16 protein-coding genes are annotated in these 16,589 nt (G+C 71.2%); 8 read left to right on the top strand and 8 right to left on the bottom strand.

What is annotated here, in order from left to right:
- Nucleotides 1-77: 77 nt before the first annotated feature.
- The 3 genes from ACFT9I_RS32630 to ilvA form a co-directional block, all read right to left on the bottom strand.
- Entirely contained in the window at nucleotides 78-950 is an 873-nt protein-coding gene (locus tag ACFT9I_RS32630) for an ABC transporter permease (RefSeq protein WP_382570256.1), read from the bottom strand.
- A complete protein-coding gene (locus ACFT9I_RS32625; RefSeq protein ID WP_382570255.1) occupies nucleotides 947-2,044 on the bottom strand; it encodes an ATP-binding cassette domain-containing protein in 1,098 nt (365 codons plus the stop codon). Before ACFT9I_RS32625 ends, ACFT9I_RS32630 begins: the two co-directional genes overlap by 4 nt.
- Nucleotides 2,045-2,244: 200 nt before the next feature.
- The gene (gene ilvA, locus ACFT9I_RS32620) at nucleotides 2,245-3,408 is read right to left on the bottom strand and encodes a threonine ammonia-lyase (protein ID WP_382570266.1); all 1,164 of its coding nucleotides are present in this window, start codon (nucleotides 3,406-3,408) and stop codon (nucleotides 2,245-2,247) included.
- A 411-nt stretch (nucleotides 3,409-3,819) separates the two neighbouring features.
- Here ilvA and ACFT9I_RS32615 point away from each other — a divergent pair, with 411 nt between their 5' ends.
- Genes ACFT9I_RS32615 through ACFT9I_RS32605 form a run of 3 tightly spaced genes read left to right on the top strand, consistent with a single transcriptional unit; the run spans nucleotide 3,820 to nucleotide 5,138 of the window.
- Complete coding sequence (locus ACFT9I_RS32615) at nucleotides 3,820-4,350, top strand: MarR family winged helix-turn-helix transcriptional regulator (RefSeq protein ID WP_382570264.1); 531 nt, start codon at nucleotides 3,820-3,822, stop codon at nucleotides 4,348-4,350.
- A gap of 30 nt (nucleotides 4,351-4,380) precedes the next feature.
- Nucleotides 4,381-4,890 carry a sigma factor-like helix-turn-helix DNA-binding protein gene (locus ACFT9I_RS32610; protein WP_382570254.1) on the top strand — a complete coding sequence of 170 codons (510 nt, stop codon included), beginning with the start codon at nucleotides 4,381-4,383 and terminating at the stop codon, nucleotides 4,888-4,890.
- Complete coding sequence (locus tag ACFT9I_RS32605) at nucleotides 4,887-5,138, top strand: hypothetical protein (protein WP_382570252.1); 252 nt, start codon at nucleotides 4,887-4,889, stop codon at nucleotides 5,136-5,138. The genes ACFT9I_RS32610 and ACFT9I_RS32605 overlap by 4 nt, the downstream gene beginning before the upstream one ends.
- 31 nt (nucleotides 5,139-5,169) lie before the next feature.
- On the opposite strand, the gene ACFT9I_RS32600 is transcribed toward ACFT9I_RS32605, so the two are convergent.
- A complete protein-coding gene (locus tag ACFT9I_RS32600) occupies nucleotides 5,170-6,315 on the bottom strand; it encodes a cystathionine gamma-synthase (protein ID WP_382570250.1) in 1,146 nt (381 codons plus the stop codon).
- A gap of 66 nt (nucleotides 6,316-6,381) precedes the next feature.
- On the opposite strand from ACFT9I_RS32600, the gene ACFT9I_RS32595 reads away from it, so the two are divergent.
- From ACFT9I_RS32595 to abc-f, 4 genes are all read left to right on the top strand, one after another.
- Nucleotides 6,382-7,485, top strand: a complete 1,104-nt coding sequence (locus ACFT9I_RS32595; protein ID WP_382570248.1) for a hypothetical protein — start codon at nucleotides 6,382-6,384, stop codon at nucleotides 7,483-7,485.
- 151 nt (nucleotides 7,486-7,636) lie between these two features.
- Complete coding sequence (locus ACFT9I_RS32590) at nucleotides 7,637-8,731, top strand: hypothetical protein (RefSeq protein WP_382570247.1); 1,095 nt, start codon at nucleotides 7,637-7,639, stop codon at nucleotides 8,729-8,731.
- Nucleotides 8,732-8,814: 83 nt separating this feature from the next.
- Nucleotides 8,815-9,525: a phosphotransferase gene (locus ACFT9I_RS32585; protein ID WP_382570245.1), complete on the top strand. Its 711-nt coding sequence runs from the start codon at nucleotides 8,815-8,817 to the stop codon at nucleotides 9,523-9,525.
- 237 nt (nucleotides 9,526-9,762) lie between these two features.
- A complete protein-coding gene (gene abc-f, locus ACFT9I_RS32580; RefSeq protein ID WP_382570243.1) occupies nucleotides 9,763-11,382 on the top strand; it encodes a ribosomal protection-like ABC-F family protein in 1,620 nt (539 codons plus the stop codon).
- A 49-nt stretch (nucleotides 11,383-11,431) separates the two neighbouring features.
- Here abc-f and ACFT9I_RS32575 read toward each other — a convergent pair whose 3' ends face one another.
- The 3 genes from ACFT9I_RS32575 to ACFT9I_RS32565 all read right to left on the bottom strand — a co-directional run bounded on the left by ACFT9I_RS32575 (nucleotide 11,432) and on the right by ACFT9I_RS32565 (nucleotide 14,457).
- A complete protein-coding gene (locus tag ACFT9I_RS32575; protein WP_382570241.1) occupies nucleotides 11,432-12,424 on the bottom strand; it encodes a GNAT family N-acetyltransferase in 993 nt (330 codons plus the stop codon).
- A 208-nt stretch (nucleotides 12,425-12,632) separates the two neighbouring features.
- Complete coding sequence (locus ACFT9I_RS32570) at nucleotides 12,633-13,901, bottom strand: Ig-like domain-containing protein (RefSeq protein ID WP_382570239.1); 1,269 nt, start codon at nucleotides 13,899-13,901, stop codon at nucleotides 12,633-12,635.
- A 178-nt stretch (nucleotides 13,902-14,079) separates the two neighbouring features.
- A complete protein-coding gene (locus ACFT9I_RS32565) occupies nucleotides 14,080-14,457 on the bottom strand; it encodes a hypothetical protein (protein WP_382570238.1) in 378 nt (125 codons plus the stop codon).
- Nucleotides 14,458-14,565: 108 nt separating this feature from the next.
- On the opposite strand from ACFT9I_RS32565, the gene ACFT9I_RS32560 reads away from it, so the two are divergent.
- Nucleotides 14,566-14,730 carry a hypothetical protein gene (locus ACFT9I_RS32560; RefSeq protein WP_382570236.1) on the top strand — a complete coding sequence of 55 codons (165 nt, stop codon included), beginning with the start codon at nucleotides 14,566-14,568 and terminating at the stop codon, nucleotides 14,728-14,730.
- A 66-nt stretch (nucleotides 14,731-14,796) separates the two neighbouring features.
- Here the strand turns inward: ACFT9I_RS32560 and hutH are convergent, their stop codons facing one another.
- Complete coding sequence (gene hutH, locus ACFT9I_RS32555) at nucleotides 14,797-16,338, bottom strand: histidine ammonia-lyase (protein WP_382570263.1); 1,542 nt, start codon at nucleotides 16,336-16,338, stop codon at nucleotides 14,797-14,799.
- Nucleotides 16,339-16,589 lie beyond the last annotated feature (251 nt).

Genomic DNA, 16,589 nt, shown 5'->3' with positions numbered 1-16,589 from the left:
CCCGGTTCTCCCCTCCATCTACGGCCGGGGCGGGCCGCACAACGCGGCCCCCCCGGCGATCGAGGTCCGACGATGTACTACGCGGTGGCCGAGCGGTAGCGCCGTACGGCCAGGGTGCGGAACACCACGATGATCAGGACCGACCAGATCAGCGAGGCCCAGACCGGATGCTCCATCGGCCACGCCCCGGTCACCGACGCCTCCCGGCCCGGGATCGTGTTGCCGAACAGCTCACGCGCCGCCTGCACGGTCGCGCTGAACGGGTTCCACTCCGCGACGTGTTGGAGGAACGCGGGCATGCCGTTGACCGGCACGAAGGCGTTGGAGATGAACGTCAGCGGAAAGAGCCAGATCAGCCCGCCGGACGTGGCGGCCTCCGGCGTACGGACGATGAGCCCGATCAGCGCGCCGATCCAGGAGAACGCGTACCCGAGCAGCAGCAGCAGCGCGAAGCCGCCGAGGACGCTGCCGATGTTCTCGTGCGTGCGCCAGCCGATGATCAGGGCGACGGCCGCGAGGACGACGAGCGTCAGGGCGGTCTGTACGAGGTCGGCGAGCGTACGTCCGGTGAGGACCGCGCCGCGTGCCATGGGCAGTGAGCGGAACCGGTCGATGAGCCCCTTGTGCATGTCGTCGGCGATGCCGGCGCCCGCGCCCGCCGTGGCGAAGGTGACGGTCTGCGCGAAGATGCCCGCCATCAGGAACTCGCGGTAGGCCTGGGCGCTGCCGGCGGGGGCGCCGGGGATGTTGATGGAGCCGCCGAAGACGTAGGTGAAGAGCACCACGAACATGATGGGCTGGATCAGCCCGAAGATGATCATCTCCGGGATGCGCATCATCCGGATGAGATTGCGCTTGGCCACCACGAGCGAGTCGCGGACGGACTGGACGATGCCGCCGCGCGGGTGCGGGGCGAGGGCCTTGGGCGAGGCCTCGGTCACGGCGCTCACTTGGCGCTCTCCTTCGGGTCCGTGGTCGTCTTCGGGTCCGTGGTCGTCTCGGTGTCGGACGGCTTGGCCGCTGTCGCGCCCGGTGCCGTGCCCGGTGTCTTGGCATCCACCGGGCCGTCGCCCTTCTCGCCGTTCTCGCCGTTCTCCCGGCCCTCCTCGGCCGCGTGGCCGGTGAGCGAGATGAAGACGTCGTCGAGGGTGGGGCGGCGCAGGCCGATGTCGTCGATCTCGACGCCGCGGGCGTCGAGTTCCCTGATGATCTCGGCGAGCAGCTTCGCTCCGCCGGTGACCGGGACGGTGAGCTTGCGGGTGTGGTCGGCGACCATCACGTCGCCCTTGCCGAAGCCGGCGAGCACGTCATGGGTCGGGGTGATCTGGTCGCGCTCGTGGACGACGACCTCGACGCGCTCGCCACCCGTGCGGGCCTTGAGTTCGTCGGCGGTGCCGCGCGCGATGACCTTGCCGTGGTCGATGACGCAGATGTCGTGGGCGAGGTGGTCGGCCTCTTCCAGATACTGGGTGGTGAGCAGCAACGTCGTACCGCCCGCGACGAGTTCCTCGATGATTCCCCACAACTGCTGGCGGTTGCGCGGGTCGAGGCCGGTCGTCGGCTCGTCCATGAACATCACCGGCGGGGAGACGACGAGCGCCGCGGCGAGGTCGAGGCGCCTGCGCATGCCGCCGGAGTAGGTCTTGGTGGTGCGGTCGGCGGCGTCGGTGAGGTTGAAGCGTTCGAGGAGTTCGACGGCCCTGGCCTTCGCGGCGCGGGCGCTCTGCTGGTAGAGCTGGCCGACCATCTGCAGGTTCTCACGGCCCGTCAGATACTCGTCGACCGCGGCGAACTGGCCGGAGAGGCCGATGTTCCTGCGGACCTCGTTGGGGTGCTTGAGCACGTCGATGCCCGCGACGAAAGCCTTGCCACTGTCGGGCTGGAGCAGGGTGGTCAGCACACGGACCGCGGTGGTCTTGCCCGCTCCGTTGGGGCCGAGCAGTCCCAGGACCGTGCCTTCGGGGACATCGAGGTCGACGCCGTCCAGTGCTCGTACGTCGCCGAACGTCTTGACCAGGCCTTCGGCATAGATGGCGCCTGGCATAGGGGTACTCCCAGAGTTGTGTCAGATGCTGTCAAATGGTGCAATCCGTGCTAACGGAGAGCTTAAGCCGACGGAAGCAGGCCCTGACGCTAACGCGATACATCGCGACAGGCAAGGTATTTAAGTAAGCTCTATGTAAAGGCGACTGGGCGGTGGTCAGCGGCTCGGACAAGGGGTCCGCCGAGGGGTGAGCCGAAGGCTCAGCCGAGGATCGTGTAACCCGCCTCGCGCAGCGCCGTGGCCACGTCCGCGCAGTGCTCGGGACCCTTGGTCTCCAGATGCAGTTCCACGTCCGCCTCGGTCAGCCCGAGCCGGGGATCGGTCCGTACGTGACTGACGTCCAGCACGTTGGCGTCCGCCACGGACAGCACCCCGAGCAGCGTCGCGAGCGCCCCCGGCCGGTCGGTGATCCGCAGCCGCAGCCCCAGATAGCGCCCGGCCGCCGCCATCCCGTGGCGCAGGATCCGCTGCATCAGCAGGGGGTCCACATTGCCGCCCGACAGCACGGCGACCACCGGCCCCCGGAACGCCTTGGGCGTGCTCAGCAGCGCGGCGACCGGGCTCGCCCCGGCCGGCTCGACAACCAGCTTCGCCCGCTCCAGACAGAGCAGCAGCGCACTGGACAGCTCGTCCTCGGAGACCGTACGCACCTCGTCGACCAGGTCCCTGATCATCGGGAACGTGATCTCGCCCGGCCGGCCCACCTTGATGCCGTCCGCCATCGTCTGCTGCTCGTCGATCGACATCGGCCGCCCGGCCCGCAGCGAGGGCGGAAACGCGGCGGCGCCCTCCGCCTGTACGCCGATCACCTTGATGTCCGGGCGCACCGACTTCACCGCGAGGGCGATGCCCGCGGCGAGCCCGCCGCCGCCGAGACCGACGAGGATCGTCCGTACCTCGGGGCACTGCTCCAGGATCTCCAGGCCCACCGTGCCCTGTCCGGCGATGATGTCCAGGTGGTCGAAGGGGTGGATGAAGACCGCGCCGGTCTCCCGCGCGTACTCCTGCGCGGCGGCCAGGGTCTCGTCGACGACCTGGCCGTGCAGCCGTACCTCCGCGCCGTACTCACGGGTCGCGGCGACCTTGGGCAGCGGCGCCCCGAGCGGCATGAACACGGTGGAGCGCACACCGAGCAGGGTCGACGCGAGCGCGACGCCCTGCGCGTGGTTGCCGGCGCTGGCGGCGACGACACCGGCCGCGCGCTCCTCGGGCGAGAGCCCGGCGATCCGCACGTACGCGCCGCGCAGCTTGAACGACCCCGTCCGCTGCAGGTTCTCGCACTTGAGGTGGACGGGTGCGCCGACCAGGTGCGTCAGATGCCTGCTGCCCTCCATCGCGGTCATCCGCGCCACACCGGTGAGCATCTTCTGCGCCCCGCGGATGTCGTCGAGGATCAGCGCGGGCACGGAGCCACGCGGCGAGGCGGAACTGAATGATCCGGAGGGACGAGACGTACCGAAGGTCATGACGGCCAGTCTCGCAGCTCATCGACCGGTCGGCCGCCCGGAAGAAGGCGGCGTCCACGGGTTTACGCGGGGCTGGTACGGCTACCGGCAGGGCCGCGTACTCTGTCCCCCACCATCCGACCACCGCACGAGAGAGCCCCAGCCATGCCCCCTACTCAGGACATGACTTCCGCTGTGTCGGCCTCCCCGGGCTCCGGCTCCGAATCCTCCGGTTCCGACCCCTCCGGCTCCGCACCTTTAGAGACCGCACCGGCATCTTCCGTCGGTACCGAACCCGTCGCCACCGAACCCGTCGCCGCGGCCGGCGACATCGCGGCTGACGACGCCGCACTTCTCGACGCCCTTCAGCACCAGGTGGCCGTCTTCGCCCGACGGGCGGAACAGACCCGCCTCGGCGGCGTCGGCCAGGTGCGCAACTCCATGGACCGCGCCGCCTACCTGCTGCTCAACCGGCTTGATCTGGAAGGCCCGATGGGCGTCAAGGCGCTGGCCGCGGGGATGGGGATCGACTCCTCCACCGTCACCCGCCAGGTCGCGCCGCTGGTCGACACCGGCCTGGTCAAGCGCACATCACACCCGGAGGACGGCCGCGCCGTCGTCCTCGAACTCTCGGTACGCGGGCTGAGCCGCCTCGAAGAGGTCAGATCCTCGCGCCGTGAGCTGATGTCACAGGTCACGGACGGCTGGACGGAGGACGAACGAGAATCGTTCTGCACCCTCCTGACCCGGTTCAACTCCGCCCTGTCCGCACGGCAGTCGGGCCCCGCGTCGGCCGAACCGCCTCCGCACCGGGCCCCGGTGGACGAACCCTCCGGCACGGAGCCACCGCCGGCCTCTTGACCTGGGCCCGGGTCTGTCCTCATATGAGGTGTGCGAGAGCGACGGCAGGCGAGTACGGATCGCCGTCGCGCCCGGGAGTTCGAGGCGTTCGTCGCGGGCGCGGCAGGCCGGCTGCTGCACGCCGCCACACTGTTGACGGGTGAGCCGGCCGACGCCAAACCACGCGCGGAGCAACTGCTGACGGCCGCCCTGGCCCGTACGTACGCGGACTGGGACCGGCTGCGCGACGGGGACCCGTACGACCGCGCACGCCAGGAGCTGGTCACCCGCTACGCGCGGGGTGCCTGGCGGCACCCCCGGACGGGTGAGGGCCTGCTCGGCCGGCTCAGCCCGCAGGAGCGCCTCATTCTGGTGCTGCGCCTGTACGAAGGGGTGGCCGAGGAGCAGACGGCGGCGCTGCTGGGGCTGCCGGTCGATCGGGTGCGCGCGATCTGCGCGCGGGCGGTCGCCGCGATGCGGCGGCCCGCGCCGCCCCGCCGGCCGGCGGGGCACTGGCCGCTGTCGCTGCTCTCGGCGCACTCCCGGCAGGCCGCGCGATGAGCGGCCACAGCCGTAAGGAGGACGAGGTCCGCCGGATGCTCGACCTGCCGCATCCGCCGGTCCCCGTCGATCTGCCGGCCCGCGCGGCCGCCCGTGGCGTCCGCGCCCTGAACCGCAGGCGCACCGCGCGCCTGCTGTTCTGGTCGTTCGTCGTGGTGGTCGTGATCGTCTTCGCGGTGTGGGCGTGGGTCGTGGAGCCGTGGACGGTCCCGCCGTCCGAGAAGACCCCGCCGCTGGAGGGCTGGTGACCGCCCCCGGCGCCCCCGCGCCCAACTGGCTCTAGGCGAGCGCCTGCTGAAGGTCCGTCAGCAGATCGTCACCGGACTCGATGCCGACCGACAGCCTGATCAGGTCGTCCGGCACCTCCAGCGGGGAGCCCGCCACCGAGGCGTGCGTCATCCGCCCCGGGTGCTCGATCAGCGACTCGACACCGCCGAGGGACTCCCCCAGCGTGAAGACCTTCGCCTTGCCGCAGACCTCGATGGCCGCCTGCTCGCCGCCGACGACCTGGAAGGACACCATGCCGCCGAAGGACTTCATCTGCTTGGCCGCGACCTCGTGCCCGGGGTGGTCGGGCAGGCCCGGGTAGTAGACCTTCGAGACCTTCGGGTGCCGGACCAGCATCTCCGCGACGCGCGTCGCGTTCTCGCTGTGGCGGTCCATCCGGACGGCGAGCGTCTTCACACCGCGCAGCACCAGCCAGGCGTCGAACGGGCCGGAGATCGCGCCCATCGCGTTCTGGTGGTAGGCGAGTTCGTCGCCGAGCGTGTCGTCCGCGGTGACCAGCGCGCCGCCGACGACGTCCGAGTGACCGCCCATGTACTTGGTCGTCGAGTGCACGACGACGTCGGCGCCCAGGGCGAGCGGCTGCTGGAGGTAGGGGCTCGCGAAGGTGTTGTCCACGACGAGCCGCGCGCCGGCGCCGCGCGCGACCTCGGCGAGAGCCACGATGTCGCTGATGCCGAGGAGCGGGTTCGACGGGGTCTCGACCCAGATCGCCTTCGTACGGGGCCGGAGAGCCGCCCGTACCGACGCCGGGTCCGAGGTGTCGGCCACCGACCACTCCACGCCCCAGCGCGAGACGACCTTCGCGAAGAGCCGGAAGGTGCCGCCGTACGCGTCGTTGGGGATCACGACGTGATCGCCCGGCGACAGCAGCGTACGGAGCAGGCAGTCCTCGGCGGCGAGGCCCGACGCGAAGGCGAGCCCGCGCCGGCCGCCCTCCAGGGCCGCCAGGTTCTCCTCCAGCGCGGAGCGCGTGGGGTTGGCGCTGCGGCTGTACTCGTAGCCGCCGCGCAGTCCGCCCACGCCGTCCTGCTTGTACGTGGACACCTGATAGATGGGGGGTACGACCGCGCCGGTGAGGGAATCAGGTGTGTTCCCCGCGTGGATGGCGATGGTCTCGAAGCTGTGCTGGTCGCTCATGAGCCCCGAGGGTAGCGGGCCGGGGCCCGGCGGAGAGCGCCGTCCGCGTCCGGGACAATGGAACGTATGGAGATTCTCTGGTTCCTGATCGCGATGGGCCTGGTGGCGGCGGCCGTCGGCCCGTTCGTACGGCGCCGCCGCGGTGGCATACGCCAGGTCGCGCCCGGCTCGCCCGACGCCGCCGACCCGGACGCGTACGAATTCGTCCGGCAGGAGGACCTCGACGTCCGGCTGCCGGGGCCTGACCAGGACCTTCTCGACGTACTCGACGTCGTGCAGCGCACCCAGGACTGGCGGGCGGCGGCGCAGCTGCTCGCCGGGACGGCCAAGGAGGGCGAGGTGCGCTGGCAGCGCGTGCAGGCGTTCGCGGGCGCCGCTTCGCTGGAACTCCAGCAGAAACCGGGCGTCGGCGGCGCGTGGCTGCGGGCGTGGCGCGCGGACTCGCCGAAGGACGCGGGCGGCGCGCAGGTTCACGCGGAATTCTTGGTTCAACAGGCATGGCGGTCGTCGGCGGCGGGCACGGACGAGTTCCGGATCATCCTGGAGGAGGCGCGCTCGGTCTGCGGCGACGCGGCGCTGCTGTCGCCCGGCGACCCCGTGCCGTACATCGTGGAGCTGGCCGTGGCCCGCGGGCTCGGCTATCCGCACGAGCGGTTCGACCAGCTGTGGGCGAAGATCATCGACCGCGCGCCGGACCACATGGGCGCGCATCTCGCGGCGCTGCACTACTGGTGCGAGAAGTGGCACGGCTCACGCGAGGAGGCGGACCGGTTCGCGACGGCGTCGGCGGCGCGGGCCCCGAAGGGCTCGCTGCTCGCCGCGCTGCCGCTGTTCGCGGTGTACGAGCATCTGCCGGAGGTCGCGCTGGTGCGGGACTTCTACGGCAGCGCGGTGGTCTCCAAGGCGATGGAGGGCGCGCTCTACGCGGTGCACGCGGCCCGCCCCGACGACCCGATGCTCGCGCACGTACGGCATCTGCTGATCCACTTCCTGGTGGGCGGCGGTCGCTGGTCGGAGGCGATGCACCAGCTCGTACGGGTGGACGGCTACGTCGGCGCGCTGCCGTGGACGGTCGACGAGGACCCGGCGGCGCAGTACGCGACGTACCGGGCGCTGGCGGTGGCGGGTTACGAGGCGAACGGCGGCAATCCGGCGACGCTGCCGCGGTAGCGGCTCCGGCCCTTCGGCCGCCGCACCAGGGAGCGCGGCCGGGACCGGACAGCGAGAGGCACCATTGCCCGGCTGACCTGCGGTGGTGCATACTCCGCAGATCCCCCACACCATCTCTTCACCTGTTCTCCGTACCCCTGGGGGCCATCCCATGGCACGCGTTCTGCCCTTCGTCCTCTTCGCGTTCGGCATCTGGTTCTGGCTGAAGGCCCGCCGGAGTGTGTCCTCGCTCGTCGGTACGGAGGCCGAGCTGGGGCTGCTCCCCAGAGACCGGCAGAACACGGAACTGGCGGGCGCGGACGCCGCCCTGGAGCATGCCCTCGCCGAGGCGCGGGCGGACCGCTGGAGGCCGGCGGCGGAGCTGCTGGCCGCGACGGGCAAGGACCGGGACTGGGAGCGCCGCGCGCTCTACGTCCGGGTGCTGGGCGAGGCGGCGGCGCAGGAGGACTCCTGGCTGCGGGCGTGGCGCGCGACGGGCTCCGACGGCTCCCCCGACGTGGACGCGGAGCTGGTCCAGGCATCGGCGACGGTCTCGCGCGCGTGGCTGCTGCGGGGCTCGCCGTACGCCAAGCACACCACGCCGGAGCAGGCGGACAGCTTCCACGAGCTGCTGCCGGGCGCCCGCGCCGACACCGCCCGCGCGGCGGCGCTGGGCCCGGACGACCCGTCGCCGTACATCGTCGAGATCCGTACGGCGCTGGGCGTCGGCTACGGCCCGGAGCAGATGCGCGAACTGTGGGCGGAGATCACGGCCCGTACGCCGCATCCCACGTCGGCGCCGCTGTACGGGGCGCACGAGGCCGCGATGGAGTACTGGAGCGCGCGGTGGCACGGCTCGGCGGAGCTGGCGGAGGAGTTCGCGGCCCAGGCGACGGCCGACGCGCCGCTGGGCACGCTGATGACGGCGTTCCCGCTGATCGCGTGGTTCGACCACCACGACGCGACGGCGAGCGCGCGCGACTACACGACCCAGCGCCTGATGGCCCTGGTCGACGCGGCCCTGACGGACACGGAGACGGCGCCGCAGGACCACCCGCGCCTGCCGGAGCTGCGGCATCTGCTGGCGTACTTCCTGACCCGGCAGGGCCGGCACGAGGAGGCGCTGGAGCAGTTCCGCCTGATCGACGGCTATGTGAACGCCCTGCCCTGGCGTACCCGCCGCGATCCGGTGGAGTTCTTCACATCGACGCGCACGACGGCGATACGCGGCACGGACGCGCGCACCCGGATCCGTAACGGGGTATGACGGGGTGCGGCCGGGGCCGGCCCCCGGCCTGTTGAGGCGGCTGCCCCGAGCCGGACGGAGCGGGGGCCTGGCATCGTGGGGGTATGGAAGAGACTCCTCTGCCCGGCGGGTTCGTCAATCAGGTCGTACGTGTCGGGGACACCGTGCGCCGCTCCCGCACGCCGTCTCCCCAACGCGCCGCTTTCACAAGCGAGTTGCTGGGGCTGTTCGAGGAGCGGGGCTGGGGCGGGGCGCCCCGGTACCGGGGTGTGGACGAGCAGGGGCGCGAGGTGCTCGGTCATATCGAGGGGGAGGTCGATCTGCCCGTGTCGGACGCGCGGCTGGCGCGGGTCGCGGAGCTCGTACGGGAGTTCCACGATCTGACGGCCGGATCACCGCTCGCCGACGGGCGCGAAGTGGTGTGCCACAACGACCTGTCGCCCAGGAACACGGTCTACGCCGACGGGCTGCCCGTGGCCCTCGTCGACTGGGACCTGGCCGCCCCCGGCGAGCGTATCCACGACGTCGCCCATGTCTGCTGGCAGTATCTGGACCTCGGCCCCCGCATCCCCGACGTCGCCGACGCGGCCCGCCGCATCACCCTGGTCTGCGACGCCTACGGCCTGGACGACCGGGACGGCATCGTCCGCACGATCCTCTGGTGGCAGGACCGCTGCTGGCGCGGCATCGACGAGGCCGCCGACCGGGGCGACCCGGCGATGACCGCGCTGCGCGAGCGGGGCGTGGTGGACGAGGTGCGGGCCGCGTACACGTGGGTGTCGGCCCACGCCTTCGAGCTGGCCTCGAAGCTGTAGCCGGAGGGGCGGGCGGGGCGGGCGTAAATTCCGGGCGCCTTCCGGCGTCCCTCGTTACACTCGCCCGCATGGGTGTGTACTCGTACTACTTCTTCCGCTGATTCCGGGCACGGACGCCTAGGCCCAGGTCCTCCTCAGGACCGCCGGCGTCCCCCTCTCCGCCCGTCCGACATCACGCAGCCTCGCCGTGCGCCGACGCGCGCACGCTCGCGGGCATGTCACTTTCAGGGAAGAATCATGCGCGAACGCGCCCAATTGTCGATGAAAGACGTCTCCAAGTCGTACGGCGACCGGACCGTCCTCGATCAGGTGTCACTCTCCGTCCGGCCCGGCGAGAAGGCCGGTGTCATCGGGGAGAACGGCTCCGGCAAGTCCACCCTGCTCCGGCTGCTCGCCGGGGCCGAGGTGCCGGACGGCGGAGAGGTCACCGTCCAATTCCCCGGCGGGGTCGGGCATCTCACCCAGACCCTCGGACTCGACCCCCGGCGGACCGTCCAGGCCGCCGTCGACGCCGCCCTCGCGGACCTGCGGGACCTCGAACGCCGGATCAGGGCCGCCGAGGCCGCGCTCGCGGACGCCACCGACGCCGAACTGCTCGCGTACGGCGATCTGTTGACCGCCTACGAGGACCGCGGCGGCTACGAGGCGGACGCCCGCGTCGACGCCGCCCTGCACGGACTCGGGCTCGCCCACGTCGGCCGGGACCGCCCGCTCGGGTCGCTCTCCGGCGGCGAGCAGTCCCGGGTGGCGCTGGCCTGCGTCCTCGCGTCGGCGCCCGAACTGCTGCTGCTCGACGAGCCGACCAACCATCTCGATCTCCGGGCCACCACCTATCTGGAGGAGCAACTCCGGTCGCACCGCGGCACGGTGGTCGCCGTCACCCACGACCGCGCGTTCCTGGAGCGGGTCGCGACGACGATCCTGGAGGTCGACCGGGACACCCGCGCCGTGACGCGGTACGGCGACGGCTGGACCGGCTACCGCACGGCCAAGGCCGCCGCCCGCCGCCGCTGGGAGCAGGACCATCAGGAGTGGCTGGACGATCTGGCCCGCACGAAGGAGCTGGTCACGGCCGCCGGGCAGCGGCTCGCGGCCACCGGGAAGGACCCGCAGCAGGGCTTCGGCAAGCACCGCCGCTCGCACGAGGCGAAGCTGTCCGGGCAGGTCAGGGCGGCGCGCGTACGGCTGGAGCGACTGGAACGGGAGCCGGTACCCGCCCCTCCCGAACCGCTCACGTTCGCCGGTGTCCCGGCCACCTCGGGGGCCGACGGCATGCTGGCCGAGCTGTCCGGCGTCGTGGTCGGGGACCGGCTGCGGCTGGACTCGCTCCAGGTGAAGGCGGGGATGCGGCTGCTGGTCGACGGGCCCAACGGCGCCGGCAAGACGACGCTGCTGCGGGTGCTCGCCGGGGATCTCGCGCCGGACGCGGGCACCGCGCGCCGTACGGCCGAAGTCGGCTATCTGGCACAGGAGTTGGCCACCGCGTCCACACACTCACGGCTCTCGCTGCTGGGCGCGTTCGCGGCGGGCCGCCGGGGCCTGCCCGAGGAGCACACCGACGAGCTGCTGGCTCTCGGGCTGTTCCGTGCGGAGGATCTGGCCGTGCCCGTCGCCGGACTCTCGGTGGGGCAGCGGCGCCGGCTCGAACTGGCGCGGCTGCTGACCCGGCCCGCCGATCTGCTGATCCTGGACGAGCCGACGAACCATGTGGCACTGAGCCTGGTGGAGGAGTTGGAGCGGGCGCTCGTCGGTTACGAGGGCGCCGTGGTCGTGGTCTCGCACGACCGCCGCTTCCGGAGCGAATTCACGGGCGCCCGGCTGGAGTTGCGGGCGGGAAGGATGGTGTCGGAGAGCTGAGACGGGCCAACGCGCCCCGCCCGTCTGGGTCCTGTCCGGCGGACAGGACCTAGAGCTTGGCCTGGAAGATCCCGGCCGGCCGCTCACGCCGGTAGCCGAGCGCCGCGTTCACGGCCAGCATCGGCGCGTTGTCGTCGGCGACGCTGGTGCTGATCTCCCGTACTCCGGGGTGGCGTTCGGCGAGCGTGCCCAGCAGATGGCGTTTGACCGCCCGGCCGAGTCCGCGCCCGCGGTGCTCCGGGACGACCACCGTGTCGTACTGGAGCGCCCGGGTGTGGGACGGGTCGCGCAGGACGAGTTCGGTGTACGCGGCGACGCTCCCGGCTCCCGTACCGTCCGCGTCCGCGAGCACCACCGAGGTGAGCAGGATGCCGCCCCGGTCGTCGACGAGCCGGGCGGCGCCCCGTACCCGCTCCCTGTCCCAGCTCGGCGTCCGCTCGTCCATACCACCGCTGGGGGCGTCCTCCATGACCTCGTGCGCCCGCGCGAACTCGTCCGCCAGCGCGTCCGGCACGACGCCCTCCCAGTCCACGAAGCGATAGCCGTCGGGCAGCCGCGCCTCGGGCAGCTCCGCGTTCGCCTCCGGGACCCGCTGGACGTACCAGGCCAGCGGCAGCACCTTGCTGAAGCCGAGCCCGTCGACGAACGCCTCACCGGCGCCGCCCAGTTCGAGCATCGTGGAGACCGAGCTGCGCCCGTCGGCGGTCAGTTCGGCCCGTATCGCACCCCACAGCTGTGCGCCCACGCCGCGGCGTCTGGCCTCGGGGCGGACGACCAGGGCGTCGAGAAAGGCCGTGTGCCGATTGCTCTCCTCGGTGAACAGGAGCAGCGTGGCGACACCGTCGTACGACCCGTCGGGGGCGGCCCACACCAGATGCAGCATCCGCCCGTTGGGCGACTGCACACGCAGCTTCCCCGCGGTCTCGGTGCGGCCGGGTTCCGGGACGGACGCGGGCACGTCCTGGAGATGGGCAGCCGCGATCACGTCATGCCAGGCGTCTGTCTCCGCCTCGGACGGCGGGGTTCCCAGAGTCATCAGCATGATCCGAACCTACGCTCACTACCCGCCCCGCGCCCCCGAGTTGTGCGGGCTTTCCGGACAGTGAGACACACTTCCCACGCCATCGGTTGCGCGGGAAGCCACACAATCCTCATAAGCCCCGGTAAGCGGCTCGGTGAACGCACTGCGGCGGCACCCGACCGGGGTGCCGCCGCAGTGGAGAACGGGAAAAGCAGGGAACGGAGAGGAATCAGGCGGCGGAGCCGGCCTGCCAGTCCGCCCAGCTCAGGTTCCAGCCGTTGAGGCCGTTGTCGGGCTGGATGGTCTTGTCCGGGGAGTTCTTGACGATGACCACGTCACCGACGATCGACTGGTTGAAGAACCAGGCGCCCATCTGGTCGGGGTCGTTCGCGCCCTTCGCGTCGTTCAGACCGACGCAGCCGTGGCTCGTGTTGGACGAGCCGAAGATCGAGTCGGCACCCCAGTAGTTGCCGTGGATGAAGGTGCCCGACGTGGACAGCCGCATGGCGTGCGGCACGTCCTTGATGTCGTACTCGCCCTTGCCGTCGTCGTCCGTGAAGCCGACCGTCGCACCGTTCATCCGGGTCTCCTTGAACTTCTCGGAGATCACCATCTGACCGTTGTACGTCGGGTTGTCCGGGGAGCCGGCGGAGATCGGGATCGTCTTGATCGTCTTGCCGTCCCGCTGGACGGTCATGGTCTTGGCCTTGGTGTCGACCGTGGAGACCTGGTTACGGCCGACCTTGAAGGTGACCGTCTTCTGCTGGACCCCGAAGACACCGTCCGCGCCCTCGACGCCGTCGAGCGCCAGCTTCAGCGTGACGGTGGAGCCGCCCTGCCAGTACTGCTCGGGGCGGAAGTCGAGGCGCTGCGAGTTGAACCAGTGGCCGACGACTTCCTGGCCGCTGCTCGACGTCACGGTGATCCCGCCCTGCACGGCGGCCTTGTTGGTAATCCCCTTGTCGAAGTTGAGCGAGACCGGCATGCCGACGCCGACGGTCGAGCCGTCCTCGGGCGTGAAGTTGCCGATGAAGCTGTTGTTCGGCGAGACGGTGGTGAAGGACGAGTTCTCGTGAGCCTCGCGGTTCTTGGAGTCCTTCGCCGTCGCGGTGATCTTGTACGTGGTGGAGCGCTCCAGCTGGCCGTCCGGCTTCCAGCTCTTCGCGTCGGCGGCCAGTGTGCCCTTGACGACGGCCCCGTCGGCGGTGGTCATGTCGACCTTGGTGAGCGTGCCCTTGGTGACGGTGACCTTCGCGTCGTTGTTGATGCCCGCGTTGTCGGCGCCGTTCTTGGGCGAGATGGCTATCTGGGCCTCGGAGGTGTCCTTCGCCGCGGCCTCGTCCACCTGCGCCTGCGAATCCTTCGAACGCTCGGCTCCGGAGTCTTTATCACCGTCGCCACTGCTGCAGGCCGAGAGCACCAGCACTCCGCCGAGCAGTGCGGACGCGGCCGTCAGGCCCTTGCGCCGCTTGCCGTTCGTCATCACACGCTTCTCCATCGTTGCCGATTCCCTGCCTACTGACCTTTAAGAACACCCGTACCGGTTCGTCCGGTTCCACATCGGACGAAGATGTGGGCAACGCCACTCGTACTCCGGGATGTACACGGGCAGCACATGTGTAAGCCCCGGTCCGCTTTCGACGGCGTCCCGGGGCCAAGGGTGTCACGCTCGTGAGCTAAACCACGCCGGGCCGCCCGAGATCCCCGCTTCCGACGGCGTCCGCGCCGCCCTCCTCGTGCTCCCCGTCCTCCTCGTCCAGATCCCATTCCACGGCTTCCGGGTCGTAGTCGATCTGCTGACTGCTCCACGACGCCTGGGCGAGTTCCACCCCGGGCACCTCGCTGACCAGCTCCGACGGCTCGACGAGATAGGCGAGGGCCTCCGCCTCGTCCTCCCGTACCGCCGAGCGGGCATGGTCACGTTCCTCGTCCGGCATCGAATCGTCCGAGGCGATACGGGTCAGGGCGGCGGCGGTCAGCTGTTCCGGGTCGCTGATCTCCAGCACCAATTCAACGTGCAGCCGTACAAAACGGGAGGTCTCAGGAGTGCTCATAACCGGAGAGTAAGCCTCTACCCCCGGGCGACTTTCCCGCGACCCGCTGCTTTCACTAGCATCAGCGCACCCAGCCAATTCGGCGTTTTCCCAAGGGAGATCGATTACGTGTACGTGTCCGTCGTACGCCGACCGCTGCTGACGGCCATAGCCGCCGGAATCCTGCTCTGCCTCATGTGGTTCGTCCCCTCGGCGAACGCCACGAACGAGCAGAGCGCCGGTCAGCAGCAGTCCGCCGGCACCGCCCAACAGGGCTCCCCCGAGTCCCCCTGACCCGGCAGCACCACCGGAGGGGGCCGCCCGGCAGCCGGGCGGCCCCCTCCGCGTACACCCCGGACGTCAGGCCAGCGGACCGGTCACCGGCTCCACCGCGGCCACCAGCCGGCCCTCGTGCACGAACGTGTCCGCCGCCGCGAGATCGGGCGCCAGGAACCGGTCGGGACCCGGCCCCTCGATCCCCGCCGCACGCACCGCCTCGATGGCGGCCCGCGAGGCGGGCGCGGGCACCAGGCCCGTACGCAGCTCGATCGCACGGGTCGCCGCGTACATCTCCACCGCGACGATGCGCGTCAGATGCGCGACGGCCGTACGGAGCTTGCGCGCCGCCGACCAGCCCATCGACACATGGTCCTCCTGCATCGCCGACGACGGGATGGAGTCGACGGACGCCGGGACGGCCAGCCGCTTCATCTCGCTGACCAGCGCGGCCTGCGTGTACTGGGCGATCATCAGGCCCGAGTCGACACCGGGGTCGTCCGCGAGGAAGGCGGGCAGGCCGTGCGAACGGTTCTTGTCGAGCAGCCGGTCCGTACGGCGCTCGGCGATGGAGCCGAGGTCGGCGGCGACGATCGCGAGGAAGTCCAGGACGTACGCGACGGGGGCGCCGTGGAAGTTGCCGTTGGACTCCACGCGGCCGTCCGGCAGCACGACCGGGTTGTCCACGGAGGACGCCAGCTCGCGATCGGCCACGATCCGGGCGTACGCCAGGGTGTCCCGGCCCGCGCCGGCGACCTGCGGGGCACAGCGCACGGAGTACGCGTCCTGCACCCGGGGCGCGGCGTCCTCCTGGAAGTGCCCGGTCAGCCCGGACCCGTCGAGCACCCGCAGCATGTTGTCGGCGCTGGCGCCCTGGCCGGGGTGCGGGCGGATGGCGTGCAGCTCGGGGGCGAGGACCTTGTCCGTACCGAGCAGGGCCTCCAGGGTCAGCGCGGCGGTGATGTCGGCGGAGGTGTAGAGCCGCTGGAGGTCGGCGAGGGCCATGACCAGCATGCCGAGCATCCCGTCGGTGCCGTTGAGGAGCGCGAGGCCCTCCTTCTCGCGCAGCTCGACGGGCGCGATGCCGTGCGCGGCGAGCAGCTCACCGGCGGGCTTCAGGACCCCGTCCGGGCCCTCGGCGTCGCCCTCGCCCATCAGCGTCAGCGCGCAGTGGGACAGCGGCGCGAGGTCGCCGGAGCAGCCGAGGGAGCCGTACTCGTGGACGACGGGGGTGATCCCCGCGTTCAGTACGTCCGCCATGGTCTGCGCGACCTGCGGGCGTACGCCGGTGTGCCCGGACGCGACGGTCTTGAGCCGCAGGAACATCAGCGCCCGCACGACCTCACGCTCGACGCGGGGGCCCATCCCGGCGGCGTGCGACCGCACGATGTTGCGCTGGAGCCGCCCCCGCAGGTCCGGGCCGATGGCACGGCTGGCGAGCGCGCCGAAGCCGGTGGAGACGCCGTACACGGGCTCGGGCTTGGCGGCGAGCGCGTCGACGATCTCGCGGGCGGCGGCGAGCGCGGCGAGGGCGTCGGCGGAGAGCTCGACGCGGGCGTTGCCGCGGGCGACGGCGACGACGTCTTCGGCGGTGGTGCCGGAGGTCCCCACGACGACAGTGTGCATATCCATATTCAGGAGCGTACGTATTGAAACTCAACGTGTCACTAGCGGGGGTTTCGTTTGCCGGTGCCGCGCGTGCGGGCCGGTGGTGGGGTTGTCCTCAAGCGCCGGACGGGCTGGGTGGTTGCGGTGGTGGCCGGGTGCCGCTCCGGGGCCATGGCCGGACGGCATGACTTACGCCGCGTGCAACGCTCGTTGGACCCGACGACCCGACTTGTCCACGCGGCACAAGTCAGCCTGAGTGTCCGACCACG

The organism is Streptomyces sp. NPDC057137, from assembly GCF_042670825.1.
Lineage (GTDB): Bacteria > Actinomycetota > Actinomycetes > Streptomycetales > Streptomycetaceae > Streptomyces.
The sequence above is the reverse complement of the archived record's forward strand: the minus strand, read 5'-3'. Positions and strand labels throughout refer to the sequence as shown.

Excerpts from the sequence above, each read along its gene's own strand:
- ACFT9I_RS32600 (WP_382570250.1), bottom strand. The coding sequence starts at position 6,315 with ATGAGCGACCAGCACAGCTTCGAGACCATCGCCATCCACGCGGGGAAC.
- ACFT9I_RS32595 (WP_382570248.1), top strand. The coding sequence starts at position 6,382 with ATGGAGATTCTCTGGTTCCTGATCGCGATGGGCCTGGTGGCGGCGGCC.
- ilvA (WP_382570266.1), bottom strand. The coding sequence starts at position 3,408 with ATGCTCACCGGTGTGGCGCGGATGACCGCGATGGAGGGCAGCAGGCAT.
- ACFT9I_RS32625 (WP_382570255.1), bottom strand. The coding sequence starts at position 2,044 with ATGCCAGGCGCCATCTATGCCGAAGGCCTGGTCAAGACGTTCGGCGAC.
- ACFT9I_RS32570 (WP_382570239.1), bottom strand. The coding sequence starts at position 13,901 with ATGGAGAAGCGTGTGATGACGAACGGCAAGCGGCGCAAGGGCCTGACG.
- hutH (WP_382570263.1), bottom strand. The coding sequence starts at position 16,338 with ATGCACACTGTCGTCGTGGGGACCTCCGGCACCACCGCCGAAGACGTC.
- ACFT9I_RS32585 (WP_382570245.1), top strand. The coding sequence starts at position 8,815 with ATGGAAGAGACTCCTCTGCCCGGCGGGTTCGTCAATCAGGTCGTACGT.
- ACFT9I_RS32605 (WP_382570252.1), top strand. The coding sequence starts at position 4,887 with ATGAGCGGCCACAGCCGTAAGGAGGACGAGGTCCGCCGGATGCTCGAC.
- ACFT9I_RS32575 (WP_382570241.1), bottom strand. The coding sequence starts at position 12,424 with ATGCTGATGACTCTGGGAACCCCGCCGTCCGAGGCGGAGACAGACGCC.
- abc-f (WP_382570243.1), top strand. The coding sequence starts at position 9,763 with ATGCGCGAACGCGCCCAATTGTCGATGAAAGACGTCTCCAAGTCGTAC.
- ACFT9I_RS32565 (WP_382570238.1), bottom strand. The coding sequence starts at position 14,457 with ATGAGCACTCCTGAGACCTCCCGTTTTGTACGGCTGCACGTTGAATTG.
- ACFT9I_RS32590 (WP_382570247.1), top strand. The coding sequence starts at position 7,637 with ATGGCACGCGTTCTGCCCTTCGTCCTCTTCGCGTTCGGCATCTGGTTC.